Source organism: Blastococcus sp. VKM Ac-2987 (genome assembly GCF_026967805.1).
GTDB lineage: Bacteria > Actinomycetota > Actinomycetes > Mycobacteriales > Geodermatophilaceae > Blastococcus.
The window spans coordinates 983,530-1,008,079 of the sequence record NZ_JAPVBG010000002.1 but is presented as its reverse complement, the minus strand read 5'-3'; the positions used below and the strand labels follow the sequence as shown (position 1 = coordinate 1,008,079).

The following is a 24,550-nucleotide window of genomic DNA, read 5'->3' as shown; positions in this document are numbered from 1 at the left end:
CCCTCGACGCGACGCGGGCCGACCGTCGGTCAGCCGTCCGCCCACCGGCCGTCCTCCTGCTCCGTCGCTCCGCCCCGGTGGGGTCAGCGTCTCACGCTGCGTCGCGTGTCGGCGACAACCGAGGGTCCCGCCGCGTCCCGGTCGGCGGGTCGGGCCTCGACCATCCCGAGCACCGCACGCGCCGTCGGCTCGGGCGCCTCGAGCATCGCGACGTGCCCGACGCCGTCGAGCACGAGGACGCGGCCGTCCGGCACGGTCGCGGCCAGCCGGGGCGCCAGCGCCGGGTCGACCAGCCGGTCCCGGCCACCCCAGACGACCAGGACGGGCATCCGCAGCCCGCGGGCGGTCCGCCAGGCGTTGGCCGGGCCGAGGCGCAGGTAGGAGGTGATCAGCCCGCGCATGCTCCGGGCCAGCGCCCGGTCGGCCCAGGGCTGCCCCGCCCGCTCGTGCATCTCCTGCAGGGCCTGCTCGATGCGTTCGCGCGGCACCGCGGCGGGGTTCCCGAAGCACGTCCGCACCATCGACCGGACGCTCTCCTCCGGCGGGACGGCGGCCAGCCGGCGCTCCGCCAGCGTCGGCACCCCGGGCACCAGGAGGAGCAGCAGCACCCGGCTGAAGGCGGGCGGCACGCGGTACACCGGCATGGCCGGGGACACCAGCGTCAGCGTCGCCACCAGGTCGGGGCGCGAGGCCGCGACCAGGAGGCTGACCAACCCACCGAGGGAATTGCCGACCAGGTGCACGGGGCGGCCGGCGCCCTCCCCCGGCTCGGCGACGACGTGCTCCAGCACGTCGACGACGGCGCGCACGTGGCTGCGGACGGAGTACCGCCCGCGCGCCAGGGGCCGCGACCGCCCGAAGCCGGGGAGATCGACCGCCCAGCCGTCGAGGCGGACCGCCAGCAGCGCGGCCAGATCGGTCCAGTTGGTGGAGGCGCCGCCGAGGCCGTGGACGTAGAGCGCGCGCTCCCTCGGCGCCGTCGCGAGCCGGTCGCCGTCGGCGTCGCCGCGGTCGACCGGACCGGTCCAGGGGGTGCGCCGGACGAACACCGCTCCGCCCCGGACGGGGACCTCCGCCCCGGGCCAGGGCGGGATCACGGCAGCCGTCGTCGGCAGCGGGGTGGCGGACAGCTCGGCGTCGGACATCACCCGCGAAGGTAACGCTGCGTGCGGCCCGTCCTCCCGGCCGGGAACCCGCCGGTAGCATGCCCCCTGCCATGCAGCCCTCATCTCCCGCCGCGGTCAACCGGCGCACCTCCCGACTGCCGCGCGGGGCCCGCCGCCTGCAGCTGCTGCGCGCCGCCCAGGACGTCTTCGTCGCCCAGGGCTTCCACGCCGCGGCGATGGACGACATCGCCGTCCGGGCGGGGGTCAGCAAGCCGGTGCTCTACCAGCACTTCCCGGGCAAGCGCGAGCTGTACCTGGCCCTGCTCGAGGAGCACGTCTCGTCGCTGGCCGAGCGGGTCCGCCAGGCGATGGGCGGCACCGCCGACAACCGGGCCCGCGTGAACGCCGCCGTCGGGGCGTACTTCGACTTCATCGACGCCGACGGCGAGGCGTTCCGGCTGGTCTTCGAGTCCGACCTGCGCAACGACGAGGACGTCCGGGCCATCGTCGACCGGGGCTCCCGCGTCTGCGCGGAGGCGATCGCCGAGGTGATCGCGGCCGACACCGGCGTCGACCCCGAGCGCGCCCTGCTGCTCGCCTCCGGGCTGACCGGGCTCTCCGAGAGGAGCGCGCGCTGGTGGCTGCCCAGCAAGGGCACGGTCTCCCGCGACGAGGCGGTCGCCCTGATGTCCGCGCTGGCCTGGCGTGGCATCTCCGGCTTCCCCCGCGTGGACGGCGACCAGCCGCCGGCCTGAGCGGCGTTCGCTGACGGCGCACCCGCTCGACCGCTCCCGGCACCGGCGCCTGGACTAGCGTTGAAGCCAGTCGCGAACCGAGGAGGCATCGCCCACGTGGAAGTCAAGATCGGCGTCCAGCACTCGCCCAAGGAGCTGGTCATCGACAGCCCCAAGACCCCTGACGAGATCGCAACCGAGGTGGCCAAGGCCATGTCGGGCTCGACCAAGGACGGCCTGCTCACCCTGGTCGACGAGCGGGGCCGCCAGGTCCTCGTCCCCGTCGACCGGATCGCCTACGTGGAGATCGCGCAGGCCGACCAGCGGCGCGTCGGGTTCATCGCCGGCACCGGTAGCTGATTTCAGGACCCAGCACCACGGAGGGGCGTTCCCGCACTGCGCGGGAGCGCCCCTCCGTGCGTGGTCGTGCCGAGTGGGCCCCGGAGGGGTCCGCGCAGGCACGACGGACGCGCTCCACACGACGAGGGACGGCACCTGGCCGCGGTGTCGGCCGGAGGCCGACAGCGTCATCGCGTCACGGGTTCAGACCCAGGGCCCTCATCCGCGCGGTGTGGGCGTCGGTGATCCGCTCGATGAGCCGGCCGATGCCCGACAGGTCACCGGTACCGGAGACGATGAGGTCGGCCAGCCGGTCGTGCTCGGCGATGACCGCCTGCGAGCGCGTCATGGCCTCGCCGACGAGCCGGCGGCCCCACAGCGCCAGCCGGCCGGCGACCGCGCGGTCGGCGGCGATCGCGGCGCGCACCTCCCGGACGGCGAAGTCGGCGTGCCCGGTGTCGTCCAGCACCTCGAGCACGAGGCCGCGGTCGGGCTCGGGGAGGAAGCCGGCGATCTCCCGGTAGAAGTCGGTCGCCAGGCCGTCCCCCACGTAGGCCTTGACCAGCCCCTCGAGCCAGGTGCTCGGCCGGGTGCTCTCGTGGAAGGTGTCCAGCGCCGACACGAACGGCGCCATGGCCGCGGCCGGGTCGACGCCCAGCTCGGTGAGCCGGGCGCTCAGCTGCGCGTAGTGGCCGATCTCGGCGGCGGCCATGCGGGCCAGCGCGGCCCGGCCGGTGAGGGTCGGCGCCATCCGGGCGTCCTCGGCGAGCCGGTCGAAGGCGGTCAGCTCGGCGTAGGCGAGCACGCCCAGGAGGTCGGCGACGGCCGCGTTCTCGACCGGTGGCACGGCAACTCCTGGGGGCTCGACGGCAGGGGCCCGCGCGCCCCGGACGGGTGATCCGTCCGGCAGCGGGGAGCGCGGCGCCGAGAGGCTAACCGCTGGCCGCGCTAGCATGGAATCGGCGAGCCTTCGGGCACGCTCGTGTATCTGTGCGCTGACGACCGCTGGACGACGCCCCCCGGGGCCGTCTCCCGGACGTGTTCACGCCCGGTCTTGCTGGCCGCGTCGGCGCTGGAACTCATCCCGCGACATCCGACCGCGGACGGGCACGAGGCGGCACCGCCGCCGCCGGAGCCGGTCCCCCAGCCGACCAGAGGCGAGAGCACTGACCTCCACCGACACGAACACCCCCGACACCACGTCCGACGCCACCGCGCCCGCCGCCGCGCTCGACCGCGCCGAGACCGGCGCCCCGGCCCCGGAGGAGCTCGAGCAGGCCGTCGAGGAGCTCGGCGGCGCACCCGTGGCGCCCGACAGCCCGCTGTTCAGCGACTTCGACGTCCACCCGGACATCGTCGCGGCGCTGGCCGAGGTGGGCATCCACCGCACCTTCGCCATCCAGGAGCTCACGCTCCCCCTCGCGCTGGCCGGCAACGACCTCATCGGCCAGGCGCGCACCGGCACCGGCAAGACCCTCGGCTTCGGCGTCCCGATGCTGCAGCGCGTCGTCCCCGCGGGCGAGGGCGGCGACGGCGTGCCGCAGGCGCTCGTCGTCGTCCCCACCCGGGAACTCTGCGTGCAGGTCTCCCGCGACCTGGGCGCCGCCGGCGCCAGGCGCGGCATCCGGGTGCAGGCCATCTACGGCGGTCGCGCCTTCGAGCCGCAGATCGAGTCGCTGCGCAACGGCGTCGAGATCGTCGTCGGCACGCCCGGCCGGCTGCTGGACCTCGCCCAGCGCGGCGACCTGATCCTGGGCAAGGTCAAGGTCCTCGTCCTGGACGAGGCCGACGAGATGCTCGACCTCGGCTTCCTCCCCGACATCGAGCGGATCCTCGCGATGGTCCCGGTGAAGCGGCAGACGATGCTCTTCTCGGCCACGATGCCCGGCCCGATCGTGACGCTGTCCCGATCGTTCATGACCCAGCCGACGCACATCCGCGCCCACGGCAACGACGAGGGCTCGACGGTCCCGCAGACCACCCAGTTCATCTACCGGGCGCACAACCTCGACAAGCCGGAGCTGCTCTCCCGCGTGCTGCAGTCCCGCGACCGCGGCCTGGTGATGGTCTTCTGCCGCACCAAGCGGACCGCGCAGAAGGTCTCCGACGAGCTGGTCGACCGCGGCTTCGCCGCCGCCGCCGTGCACGGCGACCTCGGGCAGGGCGCCCGCGAGCAGGCGCTGCGCGCCTTCCGGAGCGGCAAGGTCGACGTGCTGGTCGCCACCGACGTCGCCGCCCGCGGCATCGACGTCACCGGCGTCAGCCACGTCGTCAACTACCAGTGCCCCGAGGACGAGAAGACCTACGTGCACCGCATCGGCCGCACCGGCCGCGCGGGCAGCACCGGGGTCGCGGTCACGCTGGTCGACTGGGACGACATCCCCCGCTGGCAGCTGATCAACAAGGCGCTCGACCTGGGCTTCGACGACCCGCCGGAGACCTACTCGACCTCGCCGTGGGTCTACACCGACCTGGACGTCCCCGAGACGGCCAAGGGCCGGCTGCCCCGCTCCCAGCGCACCCGCGAGGGCCTCGAGGCCGAGACCGTCGAGGACCTCGGCGAGACCGGCAAGCGGAACCGCCCGGCCGGCCGCGGCGACGACTCGCGCGGGCCGGGAGGCCGGACCGCCGAGGACGACAAGCCGGCCGGCGGGGGCAAGAGCCGTCCCCGCCGTCGCACCCGCAGCAGCGGTGGCTCCGACGAGGCGGCCGTGGGCACCGACTCCTCCGCGGCGTCCGCGTCCGGCGGCGAGGCCCCGGCCGAGGGCGGCAGCGGCAAGCCGCGCCGCCGTCGTCGCCGTCGCGGCGGTGCCGGTCGCAGCGGCTCCGACGCCGGCGGCGGTACCCCCGGCCCGGACGCCGGCGCCGCGCCCACCGAGTAGTCCCGGTGGCCGTCGTGTCGCGTCCGCCCCTGCGGGTCTGGGTCTGGACGGCGGCCACCGTCGCGCTGGCCGTCGTCGCCGTCCTGCTGTGGCGGAACTCCGACGCGGCCGCCACCGACAGCACCACCGCACTCCCACCGGTCGGCGCCCCCGCGGGGACGCCGGCCGGCGCCGTCTCCGAGGCCTGGGCGGTCCCCGGCGACCCACGGGCCGCCGACGTCGTCGAGGGCGGCCGCGTACTGGCCGGCTCGGACCACGGCGTCCGCGCGCTCGAACCGGCCACCGGGCAGGAGGTCTGGCGCTACACCCGGGCCAATGCCTGGCTGTGCGGCCTCACCACCACCGACGACGTGGTGGTGGCGGTCTTCCGGACCGAGGACCGCTGCGACGAGGCGGTCGCCCTCGACGCCGCCACCGGGGTGCGCGCCTGGACCCGCAACGTGAACTTTCGGGCCGACATGTCGCTCTCCTCGACCGATCGCATCGTGCTCGCCCACGCCCCCACCGGGATCGTGACCCTCGACCCGACGGGGAACAACATCCGCTGGCGGTACGCCCCGCCGTCGGGGTGCGAGCTGCTGGGCTCCGCCGCAGGGGACGCCGGCGTCGCGGTGCTGGAGCGGTGCGCGGAGTCCGCGGCCCTGCGGCTCCGGCTGCTGGACGGGTTCGACGGGGACGAGCACTGGACCCGCGACCTCCCGCTGCCCGGGGGCGCGGACGCGGAGCTGCTCGGCGCCGACCAGCTCGTGGGCGTGCGGGTGGGCGACCGGGTCGAGCTCCTCTCCGGTCCCGACGGCACGCTGCTGACCACGCTGGCGGCGGGTCCCGACGGCGCGGCCCGGCAGTCGGCGACGGACGGCGCCGTGCTGGTCTCCGCCGGCGGCACCCTCACCGCCGTCGACCCGGTCTCGGGGCGGCGCCTGTGGGAGGCGCCCGCCACCGGCCTGCCCGGCGAACCGGTCCCGGACGGCGACCGGTCGCGGCTCACCGTCCCGGGCGACGACGGCTTCGTGCACCGCGACGCGGCGACGGGCGAGCAGCTGGACCGGTCGCTCGTCCCCGGGCTACCGGCCGGTGGCACGGCGACCGCCGTCGGCGGCACCGTGCTGCTCCGCCTGCCCGACGGCATCCGCGCCTACCGCTGAGGTCCCCCGTCGCGGCACGGCGCCGGTGATCGGGGTTCACTGGGGACCATGGTCCTGCCCGGCGGCCCCGATGCCGACTCCGTGCCCTTCGCCATCGCCCCCGACGACCTCCGCCAGCTGGCCCGGCACGACGCCGCCTCCCGCACCTTCCCGGGCGGGGCCGGGCCGCTGGCCGCCCTCGACACCGGTGGGACCGAGGTCCGCGGCACGGTGCTGCTGGTGGCCGGCTACACGGGCAGCAAGGAGGACTTCGCCCCGCTGCTGCGCCCGCTGGCCGAGGCCGGCTACCGCGTCGTCGCCCTCGACCAGCGGGGCCAGTACGAGTCCCCGGGCCCCGACGACCCGGCCGCCTACACGGTGGAGGTCCTGGGCGGCGACGTGATCGCGGTCGCGCGCGTGCTCCGGGCGGAGTCCGGGGAGCCGCTGCACCTCGTCGGCCACAGCTTCGGCGGGCTGGTGACGCGGGCCGCGGTGCTCGCCGAGCCCGGCCTGTTCACCACGTTCACGCTGCTGGGCTCGGGGCCGTCCCGGCTCACCGGGCGGCGCGCGGAGCTGCTCGACCACCTCGGGCCGCTGCTGGACGCCGGGGGCGTCCCGCTGGTGCACCAGACCCTCGAGCAGGTGGCGATGACCGATCCCACGGCGCAGGCCGTGCCCGCGCCGACCCGGGAGTTCTACGCCCGCCGCTTCCTGCGGAACTCCGACGCCGGCCTGCGCGGCATGGCCGACGCCATGCTGACCGAGCCCGACCGGGTTGCCGAGCTGAAGGCGACCGGCATGCCCGTGCTGGTGGCGCACGGCGAGGCCGACGACGCCTGGCTGCCGCACGTGCAGGCCGACATGGCGGAGCGGCTGGGCGCCCGGCACGAGGTCATCAACAGCTCCATCCACTCCCCCGCGGTCGAGAACCCACCGCGCACGCTCGAGGTGCTGTGCGACTTCTGGGCGAGCGCCCAGGTGCGGTCGTGAGCCGGCTGGCGCCGCTGCCCTCGCCCGACGACTGGACCGAGGAGCAGGATCGGCTGGGCTTCTTCGGTCCGGGCAGCGTCACCTGGCGGATCCACAGCGATCCCGCCTACCACCTCGGCGCGATGCGATCGCTGATGGTCCAGGCGCTGCACCCCGTGGCCATGGACGGCGTGGCGCGCAACTCCGAGGGGTTCAAGAACGACTGGTGGATGCGGATGACCCGCACCGGCCAGTACATGGAGACCGCCGTCTACGGCACGCGGACCGAGGCCCGCCGCATGGCCGCGCGCGTCCGGGGTTACCACCGGAAGCTGTCGGGGGTCGAGGAGACGACCGGCCGGGCGTACCGGGTCGACGACCCGGACCTGCTGCTCTGGGTGCACAACTGCGCGGTCGAATCCATCCTGTCGACGGCGCGCCGGGCGGGCGTGGCGCTCTCGGACGAGGAGGCCGACCGGTACGTGCACGAGCAGGTGGCCTTCGCGCACCTCGTCGGCGTGCCGCTGGAGACGGTGCCGCGGTCGGTGGCCGAGCTGGACGCGTACTTCGACGCCATCCGCCCCTCGCTGGCCTCCACCCCGGCGGCCGTGCGGGGCATCCGCGACCTGTTCCTCCCGCCGATGCCCGGCTGGCTGCAGGTGCTGACGCCGGCCCGGCCGGTGTGGGGCAGCCTGGCGGGGCTCTGCTTCGCGCTGCTGCCCGCCTGGGCCCGGCGGATGTACTCCCTGCCGGGGCTGGCGCTGACCGACGCCGCGGCGACCGCCGGGCTCAGGGCGTTCCGGGCCGCCTTCCTGGCGCTGCCGGAACGCGCGTACCGGTCACCGATCGTGCGGGCCGGTTACGCCCGGGTGGCCGAGGCGTCGGCCGCCTGAGAGCCGGCCCCGGTCCCTCACGTGCCGTCGTCGTCCTCGGGGAGGAAGCTCCACGGCTCCCGGGCCGGCCCGGCGGCCTGGCCCGCCGGGCAGCTCGGCCGGAAGTCGCACCAGCCGCACTGCCGTCCGGGCACGGGAGGGAAGGCGGTGTCGACCTCCGCCCCGCCGCCCAGCGCCCCGGTGGCGGCGGTGATGTCCTCGGCGATGTCCTCGGCCCGCCGCACGTGGTTGGCCAGCGAGCGGTCGGTGTGCTCGAACGCCGCCACCGTGCCGCTGGGCAGGTGGTGCAGCTCCACCCGGCTGCACGGCCGCCGGAGGGTGCGCCGCACCCCGAGCACGTAGGCGGCCAGGGCCGGTGATCCGCGCGCCTCGTCGTCGGTGGACGGGACGCGCCCGGTCTTGTAGTCGACGACCACCAGCTCGTCGCCCCGCTGGTCGATCCGGTCGACCCGCCCGGAGAGCGCCAGCCGCTCGGTGGTCGCCGCGACGGTGCGCTCGTTGCCCACCGGCTCGTCGGCGGGGTCGAGCCCGGCGACGTACTCGGTGAGCCAGCCGGCGGCCCGCGCCCGCCACCGCTGCGCCTGGTCGGCGTCGCGGAACCCGGTGGGCGACCAGGCGCCGTGGAGCAGCTGGCGGGCGGCGGCCGCGGTGCGCCGCGGCACCGGGAGGTCCCACCACGACCGCAGCGCCGCGTGCACCGCCGAGCCGACGGTGTTGTGCGCCCACGGCGGCCCCTTGGGCGGCTGCGGCCGGTCGACGTAGGCGAACCGGTAGCGGCGCGGGCAGTCGGCGAAGGTGGCCAGCTTGCTCGGCGTGGCCGGGAACAGCCGCCGCGGCATGCCCGGCATCTCGAGCTGGTCGCTCACCGCCGCACCCCGCCGTCCACGACCGCCACGGTAGCCGGGGCTCCCGACGGTTCCCGGCTCAGTCGCGCAGCGGCGCGGTGCCCGTGCCGGCCGCCAGCAGCCGCTCGAACTGCTCCGGGTCGGTGGTGCAGGCGCCGATGGGCGTCCGCTTGTTCGTGCCGTGGTAGTCGCTGGACCCCGTCGTCAGCAGGTCCAGGTCCGCGGCCAGGGCCCGCAGGTGGGCGCGCTGCTCCGCGGTGTGGTCGGGGTGGTCGACCTCCAGGCCGAGCAGCCCGGCCCCGGCCATGGCGGCGATCGCGTCGTCGTCCACCACCCGGCCCCGTGCGGTCGCCAGGCCGTGGGCGAAGACCGGCACGCCCCCCGCCGCCCGGACGAGGGCGATGCCCTCGCGGACGTCGGTGTCGGCCTTGGCGACGTAGTAGCCGCCGCGGTGGTGCAGCAGGTCGGCGAACGCCTGCTCGACGGTGTCGACGACGCCGCCGCGCACCAGCGCCGTGGCCACGTGCGGCCGGCCGACGACGCCGCCGCCGGCCTGCGCCACTATCTCGTCCCACCGCACCGGGTAGCCGTCGGCGGCCAGCGCCGTGACGATCCGCTCGGCCCGGCTCAGCCGCTCGTCGCGCAGCCGCGCCCGCTCCGCGGCGAAGGCCGGGTGCAGCGGGTCGAACAGGTACCCGAGCAGGTGCACGCTGACCGGCGGCTCGTCGTCGGGGAACCAGCGGCAGGACAGCTCCATGCCGGGGACGACGGTGAGGCCCGGCGGCCGGGCCGCCTCCGCCGCCGCCCAGCCCGCCGTCGTGTCGTGGTCGGTGAGCGCGACGACGTCGAGGCCGGCACCGCGGGCGGCGGCGAGCAGCTCGGCGGGGCCGTCGGTGCCGTCGGACACCGAGGAGTGGGTGTGCAGGTCGATCCGCATCACCGGTCAGCCTGCCCCAGACCGCCGCGGTCCACCCGGCGGCCGTTCCGGCTCACGGCTCGCGCGGCGGGAGACCCGGGATCGGCTCGGTGTCCCGTCGCCCCCCGGTCGCGACGGGCCCACCGGACGACGACTCGGGGTTGCCCTCGTCGTCACCCCCGGACGCGGCGCCCCAGTCGCTGCCGAACAGCAGGCCGCTGACCTGCCGGTACATCGCGCCGGCGTGCGGCAGGAAGGTGATCTCCGACAGCCCCTGCTGCTGCCCCGCGGACTCGAAGCGGAACGTGCCGTAGCCCAGGATCTGGCCGAAGAAGGTCTCTTTCCACGTCAGGTCGGTGATCCGGCGCAGCGGGAGCAGCGTGACGGTGCGGACGATCACCCCGGACGTGAGCAGCACCCGGCGCCGGCTGACGATGAAGTGCCGCATCCACCACTCGCCGAAGCGCAGCGCGTAGTACACCAGCGCCCCGAGCGCGACGAGCATCCCGACCGTGCTGGTGACCCGGTTCGCCGGGTCCAGCACCAGCAGCCAGCCGCCGGCCAGGAAGACCGGCAGGAACTTGGCCGTCGGCACGACGAGCACCGCCCAGTGCCGGCGCGTGGCCACCACCGCGTCCTCGTCGTCGAGCAGGTACTTCTCGACGTCCTTGGCGGCGCGGGCCGGCAGCCCGGCGGGGGCGACCACCGGGGATCAGACGAGCGAGCCGACGAACTCGGACAGCGACGACGCCGCGGAGCCCAGGGCCTCACCGGCGTTGCGCACCAGCTCGGCCGACTTCTCCGGCTGCTGGATCACGTAGAAGAGCACGAAGGCGACGACCACCCAGGTGAGGACCTTCTTGAGGTTCACCGCCACCTCCGTGGTGCGCGTTGGGGCAGGCCCGCTTCACGGGCATGCACGGAAGCCCGCCGGGGTGCGGCGGACGCGTTCGTCCCATGAGTAACACAGGCCCCAGGGGCTACCCCTCCGACGCGCCGACCGCGACGGAGCCGGTCGGGTTCCGCAGGGGGCCGGTCAGCGCCCGGGCAGCAGGTGCTCCCCCGGCGGGCCGAGCGGCAGGTCGGGGTAGATGCGCTCGCGCAGGTCCAGCAGCTCCAGCCGCTCGACCAGCAGCCACGCGGCGTTCATCGGCCACATCACCAGCCAGAGCCAGACGCCGTAGGCCTCCCCCACGAAGGCGGCGCGGTCGTCGCTGGTCGGCACCGCCCACAGCGGGGCGTGCTGGCCGGCCGCCTCGACCTCGACCGAGCTGGGGCCGGAGATCACGTCCCCGGGGTCCAGCCCCGGCAGGCCGGCGTAGCCGCACCCGACGCCGGTGCCGGGCTCCTCGGCGACCAGCACCAGCTCGGCGGACCCGCCGAGGGGGGCCGGTCCGGCGCAGTCGACGACGATCGCGCGGGCCCCCGGCTCGCCACCCCACGCCAGCCCGGTGACCGCCCACCCCGGCGGCATGGGGTCGGGGACCCACGCCGGGACCCGGGCGTCGGCGGTGACCGCCGCGATCGCGTCGTGGGCCACCAGGGCGGTGTGGTGCAGCGGCGTGACGGCGCCGTGCAGGTGGCACCAGGCCTGCGCCTCGGAACCGTGGCGGACGACCAGCGGCTCACCGCAGCGCGGGCAGACCGGCGACGCACTCATCGGGGACACGGTCGCGGGAGCGGCCGGAATCGTCAAGCGCAGCGCAGCGCAGCGGGGCGGCTCGGCCGGGTGGCGCGGCCGGCCCCGGGCGGGCGGGTCGCGCCGTGCGTAGCCTGCGGGCGTGACCGCTGCCGAGCCGCCGGTGGTGCCCTGCGTCGGCGCGATCGTCCTCGACGGCGCCCGGCGCCTGCTGCTGGTCCGCCGGCGCAACGACCCGGGGCGCGGGCTGTGGTCGGTGCCCGGCGGCCGGGTGGAACCCGGGGAGACGGTCGCGGCCGCGGTGGAGCGCGAGGTGCTCGAGGAGACCGGCCTGCGGGTGCGCGCCGGCGCCGAGGTGGGCCGGATCCGGATCGACGGCGGCACCGTCGTCTACGACGTCGTGGACCTCGCCTGCTCCCTGCTGGACGCCGGGGCGCGACCGGTCGCCGGCGACGACGCGGCCGAGGTGCTCTTCGCGGACGCGGCGACGCTGGCCGGGCTGACCTGCACCCCGCGGCTGGTGGAGACGCTCGGCGGCTGGGGCGTGCTGCCCGGCTGACCGGCCGGCACGCCCCGCCGCGCGCGGCTCAGCCCCGGGGCGTGGGCTCCGGGCGACCGGGCTGCTCGCCGCCGCGGGCCTCGCCGTAGGAGCGCTTGGGCACCATGACCTTGCGGCGGAAGATGCAGACGACCGTGCCGTCCTGCTTGTAGCCGATGGTCTCCACGTGGACCACGCCGCGGTCGTCCTTGGACTTCGACGGGGTCTTGTCGAGCACGGTCGTCTCGCCGTAGATCGTGTCGCCGTGGAAGGTCGGGGCGACGTGCCGCAGCGACTCGATCTCCAGGTTCGCGATCGCCTTGCCCGAGACGTCCGGGACGCTCATGCCGAGCAGCAGCGAGTAGATGTAGTTCCCGACGACGACGTTCTTGCCGAAGTCGGTCGTCTTCCCGGCGTAGTTCACGTCCAGGTGCAGCGGGTGGTGGTTCATCGTGAGCAGGCAGAACAGGTGGTCGTCGTACTCGGTGACGGTCTTCCCGGGCCAGTGCTTGTAGACGGCCCCGACCTCGAACTCCTCGTAGTACCGACCGAACTGCATGTGCTCGCTCCCGACGTCGACGCTGACAGACGGGTCGTGATCCTACGGACGCCCGTGCCGACGCCTCCGCGGGCGGCCGGGTTCAGAGCAGCTCGAGGGCCGGGCCGATCTCCTGGGTCGCGTACCAGCCCAGCTCGTGGCCCTCGGCCTGGTCGACGACGAACTGCGCGTCCTCGCTGCCGAGATCGGCCTCGAGCACCACGTTCACCGCGGCCCGGACGTCCTCCTCGGCCTCGGCGGCGTCGATGTGCGCGCTGGCCACGTCGGCGAGCGCGATCTCGTGCGCCACCCGGGCGGCGCCCCGCTCGACGTGCGGGTCGTCCATCGGGGTCACCGCGTCGTCGGGCACGTCGGCGGCCAGCACCACCCGCCGGCGGATGGCTGCTGGGTCGACGTCGAGCAGCCGCAGGCTCGCCCGCGCGGCACCCAGCAGCGCCGCGTACTCCAGCTCCTCGGTGTCGGCCCCGGCGTCGCTGAGCGCGTAGAAGTCGCGCAGCTGCGGCGTCACCGCGAAGACGGTCTGCGGAGCGGACAGCCGCCCCTCCTCCACGAGCGTCCGCAGCACGGTCGTCGTCGCCGGCAGGTACACGCGCACCCGGCTGACCTCCTTCGTCGGTGGGAGGACGACGGTAGCCGCCCGCCCCGGCGCCGGCTCAGGCCGAGGCCTCGACGAGCTGCGCGACCTCCTGCTCGATGAGGTCGGCGAGGACCACGACGTCGCCGACGCTGTCCCGGTCGGCGTTGAGACCGAAGAACACCGTGCCGTCGTAGGACGTCATGCCGATCGACAGCCCCTGTCCGCGGGCCAGCGGCACGACCGGGAAGACCTGGAGCATGCGCCCACCGGCCGCGTAGAGCGGGACCTGCGGGCCGGGCACGTTGGTGACGACGAGGTTGAACAACCGCCGGGAGAGCCCCCGCGCGGCGCGGGCGCCGAGCGCGTGCAACGTGGAGGGGGCGAACCCGGACAACGCGATGAGGCTGTCCGCGCCGACCGACCGGGCGTGCTGGGTGACCCCGCGCATGGCGTAGGTCAGCCGGGCCAGCCGCACCCGCGGGTTGGGTTCGCCGACGGGCAGGTCCACCAGGTGGGAGGTGACCTGGCTGCCGGCCGACCCGTCCTCGTCCTGCACCGACACCGGGACGAGGGCGCGCACCGACGTCCCGCCGACCACCGGTTCACCCCGCGACAGCAGCCACTCGCGCAGCGCACCGGTGACGACGGTGAGCAGCACGTCGTTCACCGTCCCGCCGTGCGCCTTCCGGATCCGCTTGAGGTCGTCGAGGTCGGCGCAGGCCACCGCGACCCGCCGCTGCCGCCCGACCGGGGCGTTGAGCGGGCTGTTCGGCGCGGGCAGGATCGCCGAGCGCGCGGTGCGCACCAGGCCGCCGGCCACGCCGCCGATCCGCGCGGCGGTGGTGCGGGCGTCGGTCACCGCCGACCGGGCCACCTCCGCCAGCAGCGAGGGTCGCTGCCGGTAGTCCTCGAGCGCCGACCACACCAGCTCCACGCCCGAGGGGGCCCGGCGCGGCCGCCACTCCCCCGGCTCGGGTGCCGGCGCGTCGGGGGAGACGTCCAGCAGCACCTGCCCGATGTCCACGGCACCGAGCCCGTCGACCAGGGCGGGATGGGTCTTGGTGATCACCGCGACGCGGTTCCCGCTGAGCCCCTCGACCAGGTAGGCCTCCCAGAGCGGGCGGGTCCGGTCCAGCGGCCGCGAGGTCAGCCGGGACACCAGGTCGAGCAGCTGCTCCTCCGTGCCCGGCCGGGGCAGCCCGTTCCGCCGCAGGTGGTAGTCGAGGGCGAAGTCGGGGTCGTCCACCCAGACCGGGTTCGCCAGGTGGCCCGGCACCTCGGCGACCCGCTGCCGGTACCGCGGTACCAGGGACAGCCGGCCCTCGATCAACGCCGCCAACGCGTCCAGGCCACCGGGCGGGGTCTCCAGGACCAGCACCCCGCCGACGTGCATGGGGGTGCCCGGTTCCTCCAGGTAGAGGAACGATGCCTCCAGGGTGCTGAGCCGCTCCACCATCGTTCTCCTCACGGACCGGGGCCTCACGCTACGACGGTGGAGGGGGGATCGGACAGTCGGGCGCTCAGCCCGCCCGGCGGTTCCGCCACGTGCTGCGCCGTCCCGCGGCGGGGACGCCGGTGCCGGTCAGCTCGGCGGCCAGCGCCCGCAGGTCCGTGCGCAGCGCCGAACCCGGCGCCACCTCCGCGAGGGTCCGCCCGGCCGCCAGCGCGGCGTCGGTCGCCCGCCGGTCGGCGGGGAGGAACCACCGCGGGCGCCGGCCGGTGAAGCGCTCCAGCGCGTCCCCGACCTCCTGGCGCGGATCCCCCGGGACGGGGCCCCGGCGCACCTGGTTGACGACCAGCTCGGGCTCGACGCCGGGCAGCACGTCGCGCAGCTGGTCCAGCGCCCGCACGCACCGCTGGAGCCCGACCGGGTCGGCCCCGGAGACGCACAGCACGGTGTCGGCGTGCTCGAGCACGGCGAGGGTGGCGCCGTTGCGGCGCGGGGCGGCGGTGTCGAAGGAGAGCTCCTCGTCGTCCTCCACGCTGAACGCGCAGTCGACCACGGTCAGCTCCGCGACCCGGCGGGCCTCCTCCAGCACCGTGCGGACCGCGCCCGGCCGCAGCTCGGGCCAGCGGTCGGCGCGGGCCGGGCCGGGCAGCACGCGCAGCTGCGGGCGCACCGCCCACGCCAGCGCGACCAGCGACGGGCCGTCCAGCGCGCCGGCCCCGGCCTGCCGGGCCGCACCGGCGAGGCCGGGCGACTCGTCGAGCAGCCCCAGCACCTGGGCCACCACGCCGCCGTAGACGTCGGCGTCCACGAGCAGGGCGGAGGTCCCCAGCCGGGCGGCCTCGTCGGCCAGGCCGACGGCGACGGTCGTCCGGCCGGGTGCGCCGGTCGCACCCCACACGGCCACCACCCGCCCCGGACCGCCGGGAGGCCGCTCGGGCTCTCCCGGCGCGCTGGGCAGCGGCAGCGCCGCCCGCGGGTCGGCGACGTCGTGACCGGCCGCCGGCACGCCCGAGACAGCGTCCCGCAGCGCACGGGCGATGACCTCGGGGTCGGCGTCGGCCGGGAGCACCTGGACGACCCCGAGCCGGCGCAACCGCTGGGCGGCGGTCTCGTCCCCCGGCTCGACCAGCCCGACGACCGCGACGCCGGCCGCGTGCAGCCGGGCCACCGCGTCGCCGTCGAGACGGCGCAGCTCCGCCGACAGCAGTGCCGCCTGCCCGGTGCCGGTCGCGGCGGCGGCCAGCAGGTCGGAGACGTCGACGCAGCGGCGCACGACGGTGACCCCGTGGTCGTCCCGGTCCAGCGCCCCGACCAGCGCCGACTCCCACCCCGCGCCCGTGACGGCGGTGAAGACCTGCAGCGCCATCAGCCGGCCGGCCCCGCCGGCTCGGGCGCGGTCTCCGGCGCAGGCGCTGGTGCCGGTGCGGGGGCGGGCGCGCGCGAGGGCGCCGGTCCGGTCGTCGCGGTCGGGGTCGTGGTGGCGGGCGCTGCGGGGGTCGCCGAGGGGGTGGTCCGGGGCGGGGTCGCCGTCCGCTCCCCCGCGCCGGCCCCGGCGGGGTGGACGACGACCACGAGCGGCCGCCCGGCGATCGCGGCGAGCACGTCGGCCGCCTCGTCGGCCGCCACCCCGATCACCACCTGCACCGTCGTCGTCGAGGTGGACAGCACGCCGTCGGAGCCGCCAGACAGGGCCTGCACGGTGGCCGCGCCGACGACGAGGGTGACGCTGCCGACGGCGGGCCCGGTGACACCGGCCGCCGGATCGGCCACGGCGTACACATCGATCACCTGGCCCCGCCGCAGGCCGGGCGGGACGTAGCCCGCCTGGACCGGCAGCGCCAGCTGCACCAGGTCCGCCGGCTCCTCGAGCGCCGAGGCGGGCAGGAGCTCGCCGGCCCGCACCCCCCGGGCGAGGGTGCGTCCCTCCGGCCGGGTGCTCCCGGAGAGGTACGCGCCCGCCGCCCCGTCGAGGCGGACGTCGACCACCACGAGGTCCTCGGCGGTGAGCTCCGTGCCGGCCGCCAGGTCGTCGGCGGCGCTCCAGACCGGCACCGTCGCGTCTGCCGCGCTCACCACCCGTGCGCCGAGCAGGACCGAGGCCAGGACCAGCAGGACCCCCAGAACCAGGCGCAGGTCCAGCCAGCCCGGCGCCCGGACGCGCCGGGGCGCGGGGCCGGCCGGCAGCTCGGTGGTCGCCGGGGCGGGGCCCGGGGTGCGCACGGCGGTCACGCCACCTCTTCTCCTCCAGCACGTCGGACGCCGGTTCGGCGCGACGGCCTCCCGTTGCGGGCCGCTGACGGCGATCGGATGCAGATGATGCGGGACGATCCTGTTCTCGCGCACTCGTCATCCACACGAACGTGTGTGGATGCGCGCTCGGACCACCGGCTCGGCTGACAGACTGGGCGGCGAACGGATGGAGGACCGATGCCCACACCGCGTTTCCTGACCCTCGACGACGTCGCGGAGATCCTCAACGTCTCCTGGTCGCAGGCCTACGCGCTGGTGCGCCGCAAGGACCTGATCGCCATCCAGATCGGTGGGCGCGGCCAGTGGCGCATCGAGGTCGACGAGTTGGAGCGCTTCATCCAGCAGAAGTACGCCGAGGCCCGCGCCGGCACGGTGCCGCCGGAGCCCGCGGCCGGAGCTCCCACCGACGCCCCGGCGGAGAGCCCCGAGCAGCGCGTCTGAACGCTCAGTCCCAGCCGGGTGCCAGGGTCCGGACCACCGCCACCGCGTCGATGACCACCGCGTGCACCTGCCGCACCGCTCCCGGGCGGCGCGGCTCGTCCGCGTGGTGCTCGGCCAGCTCGACGTAGTCGGCGCCCACCCGGTCGATCGTCCCGATCAGCACCGTCCCGTCGTCGAGCAGCACCTGGACGACGCTCCGGTCGCGCGCCAGCCCGCGCAGCGCGCGCCGCAGGTCCAGCCGCGCCCGCACGGCGCCGTCCTCCCGCGCGGGCGCGGTCCACCGACCCAGCCCGGCGACGGCCCGGACCGCACCGGCCGCCACGAGCTGCTCCCGGTCGCGCTCACCGGCGAGCAGGAGCCAGTCGGCGCCGAGCTCGGTGAGCACCCCGGTGATGCGGCCCGCTCCCCTGCAGGTCACGACCAGCTGCGCGCCGACCGATCCACCGAGGCGGTCGACCAGCCGGACCGCGCCCGTCTCCGCACGCGCCCGCGACGCCCACTCGGCCCGCGACTCCGCCTCCTCCGCGGCCTCGAACTGCGCCTGCAGGTCCGCGAAGAGCTGCTGCCACCGCATGCCCCACCTCCGTGGACAGCCTAGATGGTGCACATGCTTGCGTTTGGTTGCGTTTGCTTGCTTTAGTAACACAACATCAACAGCGAGGAGGGTGCGCATGTCACCGCGACGGCTGGTCGGGACGACGCTCGGCATGACCGGCGTCGCCGGCGTGCTGGCGGCGTTGACGCCCGCCCTCCCCGACTCCCTCGCCGCGCTCGGCGCGGCACAGCGCACGGCCGACGCCGCCGGGGCCGACGTCCTGGTCCTGCACCTCGTCGGCCTGCTGGCCTGGCTGGTGTGGAGCTGGGGGGCGCTCGGGCTGCTGCTGACCGCGCTCTCCGCGGTACCCGGCGCGGCCGGCGCGGTCGCGGGCGGAGCCCTCCGCACACTGCTGCCCCGCGGCGCCCGCCACGCCGCCGCGCTGGCGCTCGGGGTGGGCCTCGGGCTCGCCCCACCCGTCCTCGGCGCCGCGGTGACCGTGCTCGCCGCGACGCCGGCCGCCGCCTCGCCCGCCGCCCCGTCGACGGAGGACGCCGCGCCCGACTGGCCGGCCGCTCCCCCGGCGTCCCCGTCGGCGGCGGAGAACGGGCACCGGGCCGGGGACCTCCTCCCCGACTGGCCCGCTGCGCCGCAGGCCGGCGAGCACGTCGTCGTCCGGGGCGACTGCCTGTGGCGCATCGCCGAGCGCCGCCTGACCGCCGATGCCGGGCACGCCCCGTCCCCCGCCGAGGTGGCCACCGCCGTCCAGGCGTGGTGGTCGGCGAACGCCGACGTCATCGGGCCCGACCCCGACCGGCTGCTGCCCGGTCAGGTGCTGCGCCCGCCGCTCCTGCCGGAACCCGCCCCTTCCCCAACCGACCGCACGCACCGGGAGACCCGATGACCGCACCGTCCAGCACCGCTCCGACCACCGGGCAGCCGGCCCTGCGCCTGACCGTCGTCCCGACGCCGCAGCCGCCCCTCGAGCCGCGCCCGGCGCTGCGCCTGGTCCACCCCGGAGGCGAGGTCCCCCGGCCGGCGCCGCAGCCCGGCCCCCGGCCACGCCTGCTGTCGACCGCCGCTCCGCGCGACGAGTTCGGGCCGGTCCTGTCCGGGCGGGCGGAGCTCCCGCCGGCGGCGGAGACGGCGCGGCGGCTGGTGACCACCGCCCTGGAGGTGCTGGCCGGACGCCGGCCGCTCGCGCAGGTGCGCCCCCTCACCACGGCCGGGGTCTACGCCGCCCTCTCCGCCGGCCGCCGGCCACGGTGGTGCGCCGAGGGCAGCGCCCCGGTGGTGATCGGCCGGGTGCGCGTGTGCGAGCCGGTGGACGGGGTCGCCGAGATCAGCGCCGTCGCCCACCGCGGCGGGCGCGCGCACGCCGTGGCCGCCCGGCTGGAGGGCATCGACGGCTCCTGGCGGTGCACCGCCCTGCAGATCGGCTGACGTCACCGTCCGGGCCGGGACGCGCGACGCCCCGCCGACCGTCCGGTCGGCGGGGCGTCGTCGTCGGAGCCGTCAGGCGCCGGCCGCTCCGTGGCACTGCTTGTACTTCCGGCCCGAGCCGCACGGGCAGGGCGCGTTGCGCGGGGTCTCCCTGGTGCCGGACACCGTCGCGGTCTTCGCGGCCTTGGCCCGGCCGGTCTCGGCCGGCGAGGCGTCGAGGCTGGGAGCCGAGTAGGTGAGGTTTTCCGCCCGGCGCGGCTCGTCGAGCCCCTTGACGTCCAGCGTCGGCGCGGGGGCCTCGGCCGGGGTGGCGGCCGCGGGAACGGCCTCCGCCGGTGCCTCCGGGACCGCCACCGGTGCCTCTGCCCCCGCCGCCGGTGCCTCCGCGGCTGCCGCCGGTGCCGCCTCCGCTACCGGGGCCGCCGGGGCAGCGGGCGCCGCCTCCGCGACGGGAGCCGTCGGAGCCGCGTTCGAGCGGCGGGCCGTCGCAGCCGCCGCGGTGCCGGTCGCCGTCTTCGCCGCCGCTGCCTGGCGGGCCAGCACCTTGGCGGTCCCGGCCTGGGCCGCGGCCAGCGCCTTGGCCTCCGCCTCGCTCTGCTTGGCCCTCGTCTCGGCTGCCTGCTCCTCCTTGGTCTTCACCTCGAGGTTGAACAGGAAGCCGACCGACTCCTCCTTGATGCCGTCGAGCATCGCCACGAACATGTCGTAGCCCTCGCGCTGGTACTCCACGACCGGGTCGCGGTTGGCCATCGCGCGCAGGTGGATGCCGGCCCGCAGGTAGTCCATCTCGTAGAGGTGCTCGCGCCACTTGCGGTCCAGCACCGAGAGCAGCACCCGCCGCTCCAGCTCGCGCATGACCTCCGCGCCGAGCGTCGTCTCCCGCTCCTCGTAGGCGCGGTGCACGTCGTCGAGCATCGTCCGCTTGAGGTCCTCGGCGGAGAGGTCGGACTGCTCGCCGTCGGCCTGCTGCGCGATCAGCTCGTCGACGGTGAGGCCGACCGGGTACAGCGCCTTGAGGCCGGTCCAGAGCTGGTCGAGGTCCCAGTCCTCGGCGTAGCCGGTCTCGGTCGCGCCGTCGACGTAGGCGCTGATGACGTCGTCCACCATGGTCCGGACCTGCTCGTGCAGGTCGGCGCCCTCGAGCACCCGGCGCCGCTCGTCGTAGATGACGGTGCGCTGCCGGTTGAGCACCTCGTCGTACTTGAGGACGTTCTTGCGGACCTCGTGGTTCTGCTGCTCGACCTGGGTCTGCGCCGAGAGGATCGCCCGGCTGACCATCTTCGACTCGATCGGCTGGTCGTCGGGCACCCGGAGGGTGTTCATCATCGACTCGAGCATCGGGCCGTTGAACCGGCGCATCAGGTCGTCACCGAGGGAGAGGTAGAACCGCGACTCCCCGGGGTCGCCCTGGCGGCCGGAGCGGCCGCGCAGCTGGTTGTCGATCCGGCGGCTCTCGTGCCGCTCGGTGCCCAGGACGTAGAGACCACCGGCCTCGGTGACCTCTTCGTGCTCGGCCTTGACCTGGGACTTCGCGACGTCGAGAGCCTCGTCCCAGGCGGCCTCGTACTCGTCGGGGGTGTCGGTGGGCGTCAGGCCCCGGGCCCTCAGCGCCTCGTCGGCGATGAACTCTGCGTTGCCGCCGAGCTGGATGTCGGTGCCGCGACCGGCCATGTTGGTGGCGACGGTGACCGCCCCGGGCCGCCCGGCCTGCGCGATGATCGACGCCTCACGGGCGTGGTTCTTGGCGTTGAGCACCTCGTGCGGGATGCCGCGCTGGAGCAGGTACTTCGCCAGCACCTCGGACTTCTCCACGCTGGCCGTGCCGACCAGCACCGGCTGGCCGGCCTCGTGCCGCTCGGCGATGTCGTCGACGACGGCGTCGAACTTCGCCCGCTCCGTCTTGTAGATGACGTCGGACCTGTCCTGCCGCACCATCGGCCGGTTGGTCGGGATCGGGACGACGCCCAGGGAGTAGGTCTGGTGGAGCTCCGCCGCCTCGGTCTGGGCGGTGCCGGTCATCCCGGAGAGCTTGTCGTAGAGCCGGAAGTAGTTCTGGAGGGTGATCGTGGCGAGGGTCTGGTTCTCGTCCTTGATCTTCACCTTCTCCTTGGCCTCGATGGCCTGGTGCATGCCCTCGTTGTAGCGGCGCCCGGCGAGCACGCGACCGGTGAACTCGTCGACGATGAGGACCTCGCCGTTGGTGACGATGTACTGGTGGTCCTTCTTGAACAGCTCCTTGGCCTTGAGGGCGTTGTTCAGGTAGCTGATCAGGGGCGTGTTCGCCGCCTCGTAGAGGTTCTCGATGCCGAGCTGGTCCTCGACGAACTCGACGCCGTCCTCGGTGACGGCGACGGTGCGCTTGTCCTCCTCCACCTCGTAGTGGACGTCGCGCCTCATCATCGGCACCAGCCGGGCGAACTCGCCGTACCACTTGGCGCTGGTCTCGGCCGGGCCGCTGATGATCAGCGGGGTGCGGGCCTCGTCGATGAGGATGGAGTCGACCTCGTCCACGATCGCGTAGAAGTGTCCGCGCTGCACGAGGTCGGCCTTGCTCCAGGCCATGTTGTCGCGCAGGTAGTCGAAGCCGAACTCGTTGTTCGTGCCGTAGGTGATGTCGGCGGCGTACTGCTCGCGCCGCACGGAGGGGGCCTGCCCGGACAGGATCGTGCCGACCGACAGGCCCATGAACCGGTGCACCCGGCCCATCCACTCGGCGTCGCGCTTGGCCAGGTAGTCGTTGACCGTGACGACGTGCACGCCCTCGCCGGTCAGCGCGTTCAGGTAGGCCGGCAGGACGCCGGTGAGCGTCTTGCCCTCACCGGTGCGCATCTCGGCGATGTTGCCCAGGTGCAGCGCGGCGCCGCCCATGAGCTGGACGCGGAAGTGCCGCTGACCGAGCGTGCGGGTCGCCGCCTCGCGGACCACCGCGAACGCCTCCGGCAGGAGGGCGTCGAGGGACTCGCCGTCGGCGTAGCGCCCCTTGAACTCGTCGGTCTTCGCGCGGAGTTCCGCGTCCGAGACGTCGGTGTAGTCGTCGGCGAGGGACTCGACCGCATCAGCGATCTTGCCCAGCCGTCGGACGAGCTTGCCCTCACCGGCACGGAGGATCTTCGAGAACACCACACCCCCAGCGTAGGCGGCGGCACCAGCACCGCGGTCCGCGACGCGGGCACCCCCTCCCCCGGCACCCGGCCTAACCTCCATCCGTGCCGCACGACCTGGACGACCTCGGCCCCGATCTGCTCGGCTTCCTCACCGAGCGCCACCTGGCGACACTGACCACGCTGCGCCGCGACGGGACGCCGCACGTCGTGCCGGTGGGCGTGACCTACGACGCCGCGACGCGGACGGCGCGCGTGATCACCTCCGGTGGCTCGGCGAAGGCGCGCCACGTGCGGGACGGGCAGGCGCGGGTCGCCGTCTGCCAGGTCGACGGCCGCCGCTGGGTCACCCTCGAGGGGACGGCGGTGGTGCGGGACGACGCCGCCTCGGTCGCCGACGCCGTCGCGCGCTACGCGGCCCGCTACCGGCAGCCCCGCGAGAACCCGGCGCGGGTGGTCGTCGAGATCTCGGTCGACCGGGTCCTCGGCAACGCGTGAGGATCGGGCGGTGACGCCCGACATCTCCGCCGTGGACCTGCCCACCGAGACGCTGCACTCCGAGCCGCTGGTGCTGCGGCCGTACCGCGCGACGGCAGCCGCGGCGACGCGGTCCTCTGCGGCCGGCTGCTGACCGGCCGAGCGGGTGGGGGCGCGGCCGGCCGCGCCCCCACCCAGGTCAGACGGCGGCCGAAGTGGCCACCGGCCGCCCGGCCGGCGCGCCGCTGTCCGAGGACACGGGGGCGAGCCGGATGAGGCCGTAGTCGTAGGCGTGCCGGCGGTAGACCACGGTCGGCACGCCGGTGTCGGCGCACTGGAACAGGAAGAAGTCGTGGCCGACCAGCTCCATCTCGTGGAGGGCCTGGTCGACGGTCATGGGAGTCGCGGGGTGGTACTTCTCCCGCACGATCTGGCCGGGCAGGTGCTCGTCCAGATCGGTGACGTGCGGCCCGGACGCGAGCTCGCGGTCGAGCTCGAGCTGCTGCTCGATGCCGAGCTCGGGGTGCCCGCCGTCGAGCGCCGCGCCGGTCAGGCGGACGCTGTCGGGGGTCCGGCGGCCGTGGTGCACCCGGCGGCGATCGGCCGCCCGGCGCAGCCGGTTGTCCAGTTTCGCGCTCGCCAGGTCGAGCGCGGCGTAGAAGTCGGGACCGGCCGCCTCCGCCCGGACGACGGGGCCCTTGCCGCGGAGGGTGATCTCCACGCGCTGGCAGCTGGCCGACTGGCGGGGGTTCTTCTCGTGGAAGAGCTCCACGTCGATGCGGGACAGCTTGGCGTCGAACCGCTCCAGCTGACCGACCTTGTCCTCGACGTGTTGCCGGTAGTGCTCGGGAACCTCGACGTTGCGACCACGGACCACGATCTCCATGAGACCTCCCGGTTGGGGCGGGCGTTGGTCGCTTCGACGCTAGTCCCTCCCCCGGGGCCGCGACAGTCGATCGAGGTCGTGCGGGGAGACGGTCCGGGGCCGGTACCACCCGGGACCGGAAGGCCCGCCCGGCGGATTCGCCGGTTCCCGCGGCGTCGCGGCCACCACCGCCGCGACGACGGTGAGCCCGGCCGCACCTGCCGCGGGCGCGAGCACCGCCGCCGCCTCGGTGAGGGTGGCGCCGGTGGTCACGACGTCGTCGACCAGGACCAGCAGCGCGCCCGCCGGCCGGGGCCGGCCGTCCAGCGCGAACGTGCCGGCGAGGTTGGCCCGCCGCTCGGTGGCGGACAGCCCGGCGGAGTCGCGGATCCGACCTCGCCGGCGCAGCGCCCGGCTCTCGGCGGCCGCCACGCCGGCCGCCCGCAACTCCGCCACCGCGCGGGTGGTCAGCTCCCGCACGTGGTCCCGGCCCCGGGCCCGGACGGCGGCCGGCGAGGTCGGCACGGGCACCAGCAGCACCGGTGGCTCCACGTCCACGCCCAGCCGGACGGCGGCGACGGCGAGGGCCAGCGCGGTGCCCAGCGGTGCGGCCAGCTCCGCCCGCCCCTGCTCCTTGAAGGCGTTGACCACCGGGCGGACCGGCCCCGCGTAGCCGCCGGCCGCGACCGTCGGCGGGAAGCCCGGCGGGAACCGCCGGGGCTGCGCCAGCCGGGGCGCGGCGAGCAACCGGGCGCAGCGGGGGCACAGCGCCCGGCCGGGCAGCCCGCAGCCCGCGCAGGTGCGGGGCAGCACCAGGTCGGCCAGCGCCGACAGCACCGGGATCCCCACCGGTCCAGACTGCCCGGC

At 75.6% G+C, this 24,550-nt stretch carries 28 protein-coding genes; 12 read left to right on the top strand and 16 right to left on the bottom strand.

Features of this window, described 5'->3' with window-relative positions; genetic code table 11:
- Positions 1-83: 83 nt before the first annotated feature.
- Complete coding sequence (locus O2W17_RS13795) at positions 84-1,145, bottom strand: alpha/beta fold hydrolase (protein ID WP_269192992.1); 1,062 nt, start codon at positions 1,143-1,145, stop codon at positions 84-86.
- Positions 1,146-1,216: 71 nt separating this feature from the next.
- Here O2W17_RS13795 and O2W17_RS13790 point away from each other — a divergent pair, with 71 nt between their 5' ends.
- Positions 1,217-1,861: a TetR/AcrR family transcriptional regulator gene (locus O2W17_RS13790; protein ID WP_269192991.1), complete on the top strand. Its 645-nt coding sequence runs from the start codon at positions 1,217-1,219 to the stop codon at positions 1,859-1,861.
- A gap of 96 nt (positions 1,862-1,957) precedes the next feature.
- Positions 1,958-2,200 (top strand): DUF3107 domain-containing protein, encoded by a 243-nt coding sequence (locus O2W17_RS13785; protein WP_104528871.1) that lies wholly within the window; start codon positions 1,958-1,960, stop codon positions 2,198-2,200.
- A 175-nt stretch (positions 2,201-2,375) separates the two neighbouring features.
- Here the strand turns inward: O2W17_RS13785 and O2W17_RS13780 are convergent, their stop codons facing one another.
- On the bottom strand, positions 2,376-3,026 hold the full coding sequence (locus tag O2W17_RS13780; RefSeq protein WP_269192990.1) for a ferritin-like fold-containing protein: 651 nt from the start codon (positions 3,024-3,026) through the stop codon (positions 2,376-2,378).
- Between the two features lie 457 nt (positions 3,027-3,483).
- On the opposite strand from O2W17_RS13780, the gene O2W17_RS13775 reads away from it, so the two are divergent.
- The 4 genes from O2W17_RS13775 to O2W17_RS13760 are packed head-to-tail and all read left to right on the top strand — an operon-like array spanning position 3,484 to position 8,047.
- Complete coding sequence (locus O2W17_RS13775) at positions 3,484-5,061, top strand: DEAD/DEAH box helicase (protein WP_269192989.1); 1,578 nt, start codon at positions 3,484-3,486, stop codon at positions 5,059-5,061.
- A 14-nt stretch (positions 5,062-5,075) separates the two neighbouring features.
- A complete protein-coding gene (locus O2W17_RS13770; protein WP_269192988.1) occupies positions 5,076-6,206 on the top strand; it encodes an outer membrane protein assembly factor BamB family protein in 1,131 nt (376 codons plus the stop codon).
- 48 nt (positions 6,207-6,254) lie between these two features.
- The gene (locus O2W17_RS13765; RefSeq protein WP_269192987.1) at positions 6,255-7,175 is read left to right on the top strand and encodes an alpha/beta fold hydrolase; all 921 of its coding nucleotides are present in this window, start codon (positions 6,255-6,257) and stop codon (positions 7,173-7,175) included.
- A complete protein-coding gene (locus O2W17_RS13760; protein WP_269192986.1) occupies positions 7,172-8,047 on the top strand; it encodes an oxygenase MpaB family protein in 876 nt (291 codons plus the stop codon). Before O2W17_RS13765 ends, O2W17_RS13760 begins: the two co-directional genes overlap by 4 nt.
- Positions 8,048-8,064: 17 nt before the next feature.
- Here O2W17_RS13760 and O2W17_RS13755 read toward each other — a convergent pair whose 3' ends face one another.
- From O2W17_RS13755 to O2W17_RS13735, 5 genes are all read right to left on the bottom strand, one after another.
- The gene (locus O2W17_RS13755) at positions 8,065-8,913 is read right to left on the bottom strand and encodes a RecB family exonuclease (protein WP_269192985.1); all 849 of its coding nucleotides are present in this window, start codon (positions 8,911-8,913) and stop codon (positions 8,065-8,067) included.
- Between the two features lie 58 nt (positions 8,914-8,971).
- Positions 8,972-9,829: a PHP domain-containing protein gene (locus O2W17_RS13750; RefSeq protein WP_269192984.1), complete on the bottom strand. Its 858-nt coding sequence runs from the start codon at positions 9,827-9,829 to the stop codon at positions 8,972-8,974.
- A gap of 52 nt (positions 9,830-9,881) precedes the next feature.
- Positions 9,882-10,514, bottom strand: a complete 633-nt coding sequence (locus O2W17_RS13745) for a PH domain-containing protein (RefSeq protein WP_269192983.1) — start codon at positions 10,512-10,514, stop codon at positions 9,882-9,884.
- Between the two features lie 6 nt (positions 10,515-10,520).
- Positions 10,521-10,679, bottom strand: a complete 159-nt coding sequence (locus O2W17_RS13740; protein ID WP_269192982.1) for a hypothetical protein — start codon at positions 10,677-10,679, stop codon at positions 10,521-10,523.
- 165 nt (positions 10,680-10,844) lie between these two features.
- Positions 10,845-11,468, bottom strand: coding sequence for a DUF6758 family protein (locus tag O2W17_RS13735; protein ID WP_269192981.1), 624 nt, complete (start codon positions 11,466-11,468; stop codon positions 10,845-10,847).
- Positions 11,469-11,589: 121 nt separating this feature from the next.
- Here O2W17_RS13735 and O2W17_RS13730 point away from each other — a divergent pair, with 121 nt between their 5' ends.
- Positions 11,590-12,006: an NUDIX domain-containing protein gene (locus O2W17_RS13730; RefSeq protein WP_269192980.1), complete on the top strand. Its 417-nt coding sequence runs from the start codon at positions 11,590-11,592 to the stop codon at positions 12,004-12,006.
- A gap of 28 nt (positions 12,007-12,034) precedes the next feature.
- Here the strand turns inward: O2W17_RS13730 and O2W17_RS13725 are convergent, their stop codons facing one another.
- The 5 genes from O2W17_RS13725 to O2W17_RS13705 all read right to left on the bottom strand — a co-directional run bounded on the left by O2W17_RS13725 (position 12,035) and on the right by O2W17_RS13705 (position 16,800).
- The gene (locus tag O2W17_RS13725; protein WP_269192979.1) at positions 12,035-12,544 is read right to left on the bottom strand and encodes a MaoC family dehydratase; all 510 of its coding nucleotides are present in this window, start codon (positions 12,542-12,544) and stop codon (positions 12,035-12,037) included.
- A gap of 82 nt (positions 12,545-12,626) precedes the next feature.
- Complete coding sequence (locus O2W17_RS13720) at positions 12,627-13,139, bottom strand: DUF6912 family protein (protein WP_269192978.1); 513 nt, start codon at positions 13,137-13,139, stop codon at positions 12,627-12,629.
- A gap of 58 nt (positions 13,140-13,197) precedes the next feature.
- A complete protein-coding gene (locus O2W17_RS13715; protein ID WP_269192977.1) occupies positions 13,198-14,577 on the bottom strand; it encodes a WS/DGAT/MGAT family O-acyltransferase in 1,380 nt (459 codons plus the stop codon).
- Positions 14,578-14,641: 64 nt separating this feature from the next.
- The gene (locus tag O2W17_RS13710) at positions 14,642-15,937 is read right to left on the bottom strand and encodes an AAA family ATPase (RefSeq protein WP_269192976.1); all 1,296 of its coding nucleotides are present in this window, start codon (positions 15,935-15,937) and stop codon (positions 14,642-14,644) included.
- The gene (locus tag O2W17_RS13705; RefSeq protein WP_269192975.1) at positions 15,937-16,800 is read right to left on the bottom strand and encodes an SAF domain-containing protein; all 864 of its coding nucleotides are present in this window, start codon (positions 16,798-16,800) and stop codon (positions 15,937-15,939) included. The genes O2W17_RS13710 and O2W17_RS13705 overlap by 1 nt, the downstream gene beginning before the upstream one ends.
- A gap of 198 nt (positions 16,801-16,998) precedes the next feature.
- On the opposite strand from O2W17_RS13705, the gene O2W17_RS13700 reads away from it, so the two are divergent.
- Positions 16,999-17,262, top strand: a complete 264-nt coding sequence (locus O2W17_RS13700; protein ID WP_269192974.1) for a helix-turn-helix domain-containing protein — start codon at positions 16,999-17,001, stop codon at positions 17,260-17,262.
- 4 nt (positions 17,263-17,266) lie between these two features.
- Here the strand turns inward: O2W17_RS13700 and O2W17_RS13695 are convergent, their stop codons facing one another.
- Positions 17,267-17,836 (bottom strand): hypothetical protein, encoded by a 570-nt coding sequence (locus O2W17_RS13695; RefSeq protein WP_269192973.1) that lies wholly within the window; start codon positions 17,834-17,836, stop codon positions 17,267-17,269.
- A 97-nt stretch (positions 17,837-17,933) separates the two neighbouring features.
- Between O2W17_RS13695 and O2W17_RS13690 the strand changes: the two genes are divergently transcribed.
- Positions 17,934-18,701 (top strand): LysM peptidoglycan-binding domain-containing protein, encoded by a 768-nt coding sequence (locus O2W17_RS13690; RefSeq protein WP_269192972.1) that lies wholly within the window; start codon positions 17,934-17,936, stop codon positions 18,699-18,701.
- A complete protein-coding gene (locus tag O2W17_RS13685; protein WP_269192971.1) occupies positions 18,698-19,240 on the top strand; it encodes an Rv3235 family protein in 543 nt (180 codons plus the stop codon). Before O2W17_RS13690 ends, O2W17_RS13685 begins: the two co-directional genes overlap by 4 nt.
- Positions 19,241-19,312: 72 nt before the next feature.
- Here the strand turns inward: O2W17_RS13685 and secA are convergent, their stop codons facing one another.
- Complete coding sequence (secA, locus tag O2W17_RS13680) at positions 19,313-22,363, bottom strand: preprotein translocase subunit SecA (RefSeq protein WP_269192970.1); 3,051 nt, start codon at positions 22,361-22,363, stop codon at positions 19,313-19,315.
- A gap of 83 nt (positions 22,364-22,446) precedes the next feature.
- Here secA and O2W17_RS13675 point away from each other — a divergent pair, with 83 nt between their 5' ends.
- Together O2W17_RS13675 and O2W17_RS13670 are read left to right on the top strand one after the other, a co-directional pair.
- Positions 22,447-22,839, top strand: a complete 393-nt coding sequence (locus tag O2W17_RS13675) for a pyridoxamine 5'-phosphate oxidase family protein (protein ID WP_269192969.1) — start codon at positions 22,447-22,449, stop codon at positions 22,837-22,839.
- 10 nt (positions 22,840-22,849) lie between these two features.
- Entirely contained in the window at positions 22,850-22,972 is a 123-nt protein-coding gene (locus tag O2W17_RS13670; protein WP_269192968.1) for a hypothetical protein, read from the top strand.
- A 45-nt stretch (positions 22,973-23,017) separates the two neighbouring features.
- On the opposite strand, the gene hpf is transcribed toward O2W17_RS13670, so the two are convergent.
- Complete coding sequence (gene hpf / locus O2W17_RS13665) at positions 23,018-23,704, bottom strand: ribosome hibernation-promoting factor, HPF/YfiA family (protein WP_269192967.1); 687 nt, start codon at positions 23,702-23,704, stop codon at positions 23,018-23,020.
- 39 nt (positions 23,705-23,743) lie between these two features.
- Positions 23,744-24,532, bottom strand: a complete 789-nt coding sequence (locus O2W17_RS13660; protein WP_269192966.1) for a ComF family protein — start codon at positions 24,530-24,532, stop codon at positions 23,744-23,746.
- Positions 24,533-24,550 lie beyond the last annotated feature (18 nt).

Coding starts and splice junctions, on each gene's coding strand:
- O2W17_RS13790 (WP_269192991.1), top strand. CDS start 1,217: ATGCAGCCCTCATCTCCCGCCGCGGTCAACCGGCGCACCTCCCGACTG.
- O2W17_RS13700 (WP_269192974.1), top strand. CDS start 16,999: ATGCCCACACCGCGTTTCCTGACCCTCGACGACGTCGCGGAGATCCTC.
- O2W17_RS13735 (WP_269192981.1), bottom strand. CDS start 11,468: ATGAGTGCGTCGCCGGTCTGCCCGCGCTGCGGTGAGCCGCTGGTCGTC.
- O2W17_RS13690 (WP_269192972.1), top strand. CDS start 17,934: ATGTCACCGCGACGGCTGGTCGGGACGACGCTCGGCATGACCGGCGTC.
- hpf (WP_269192967.1), bottom strand. CDS start 23,704: ATGGAGATCGTGGTCCGTGGTCGCAACGTCGAGGTTCCCGAGCACTAC.
- O2W17_RS13710 (WP_269192976.1), bottom strand. CDS start 15,937: ATGGCGCTGCAGGTCTTCACCGCCGTCACGGGCGCGGGGTGGGAGTCG.
- O2W17_RS13695 (WP_269192973.1), bottom strand. CDS start 17,836: ATGCGGTGGCAGCAGCTCTTCGCGGACCTGCAGGCGCAGTTCGAGGCC.
- O2W17_RS13795 (WP_269192992.1), bottom strand. CDS start 1,145: ATGTCCGACGCCGAGCTGTCCGCCACCCCGCTGCCGACGACGGCTGCC.
- O2W17_RS13685 (WP_269192971.1), top strand. CDS start 18,698: ATGACCGCACCGTCCAGCACCGCTCCGACCACCGGGCAGCCGGCCCTG.
- O2W17_RS13715 (WP_269192977.1), bottom strand. CDS start 14,577: ATGGTGGAGCGGCTCAGCACCCTGGAGGCATCGTTCCTCTACCTGGAG.
- O2W17_RS13725 (WP_269192979.1), bottom strand. CDS start 12,544: ATGCAGTTCGGTCGGTACTACGAGGAGTTCGAGGTCGGGGCCGTCTAC.
- O2W17_RS13765 (WP_269192987.1), top strand. CDS start 6,255: ATGGTCCTGCCCGGCGGCCCCGATGCCGACTCCGTGCCCTTCGCCATC.
- O2W17_RS13750 (WP_269192984.1), bottom strand. CDS start 9,829: ATGCGGATCGACCTGCACACCCACTCCTCGGTGTCCGACGGCACCGAC.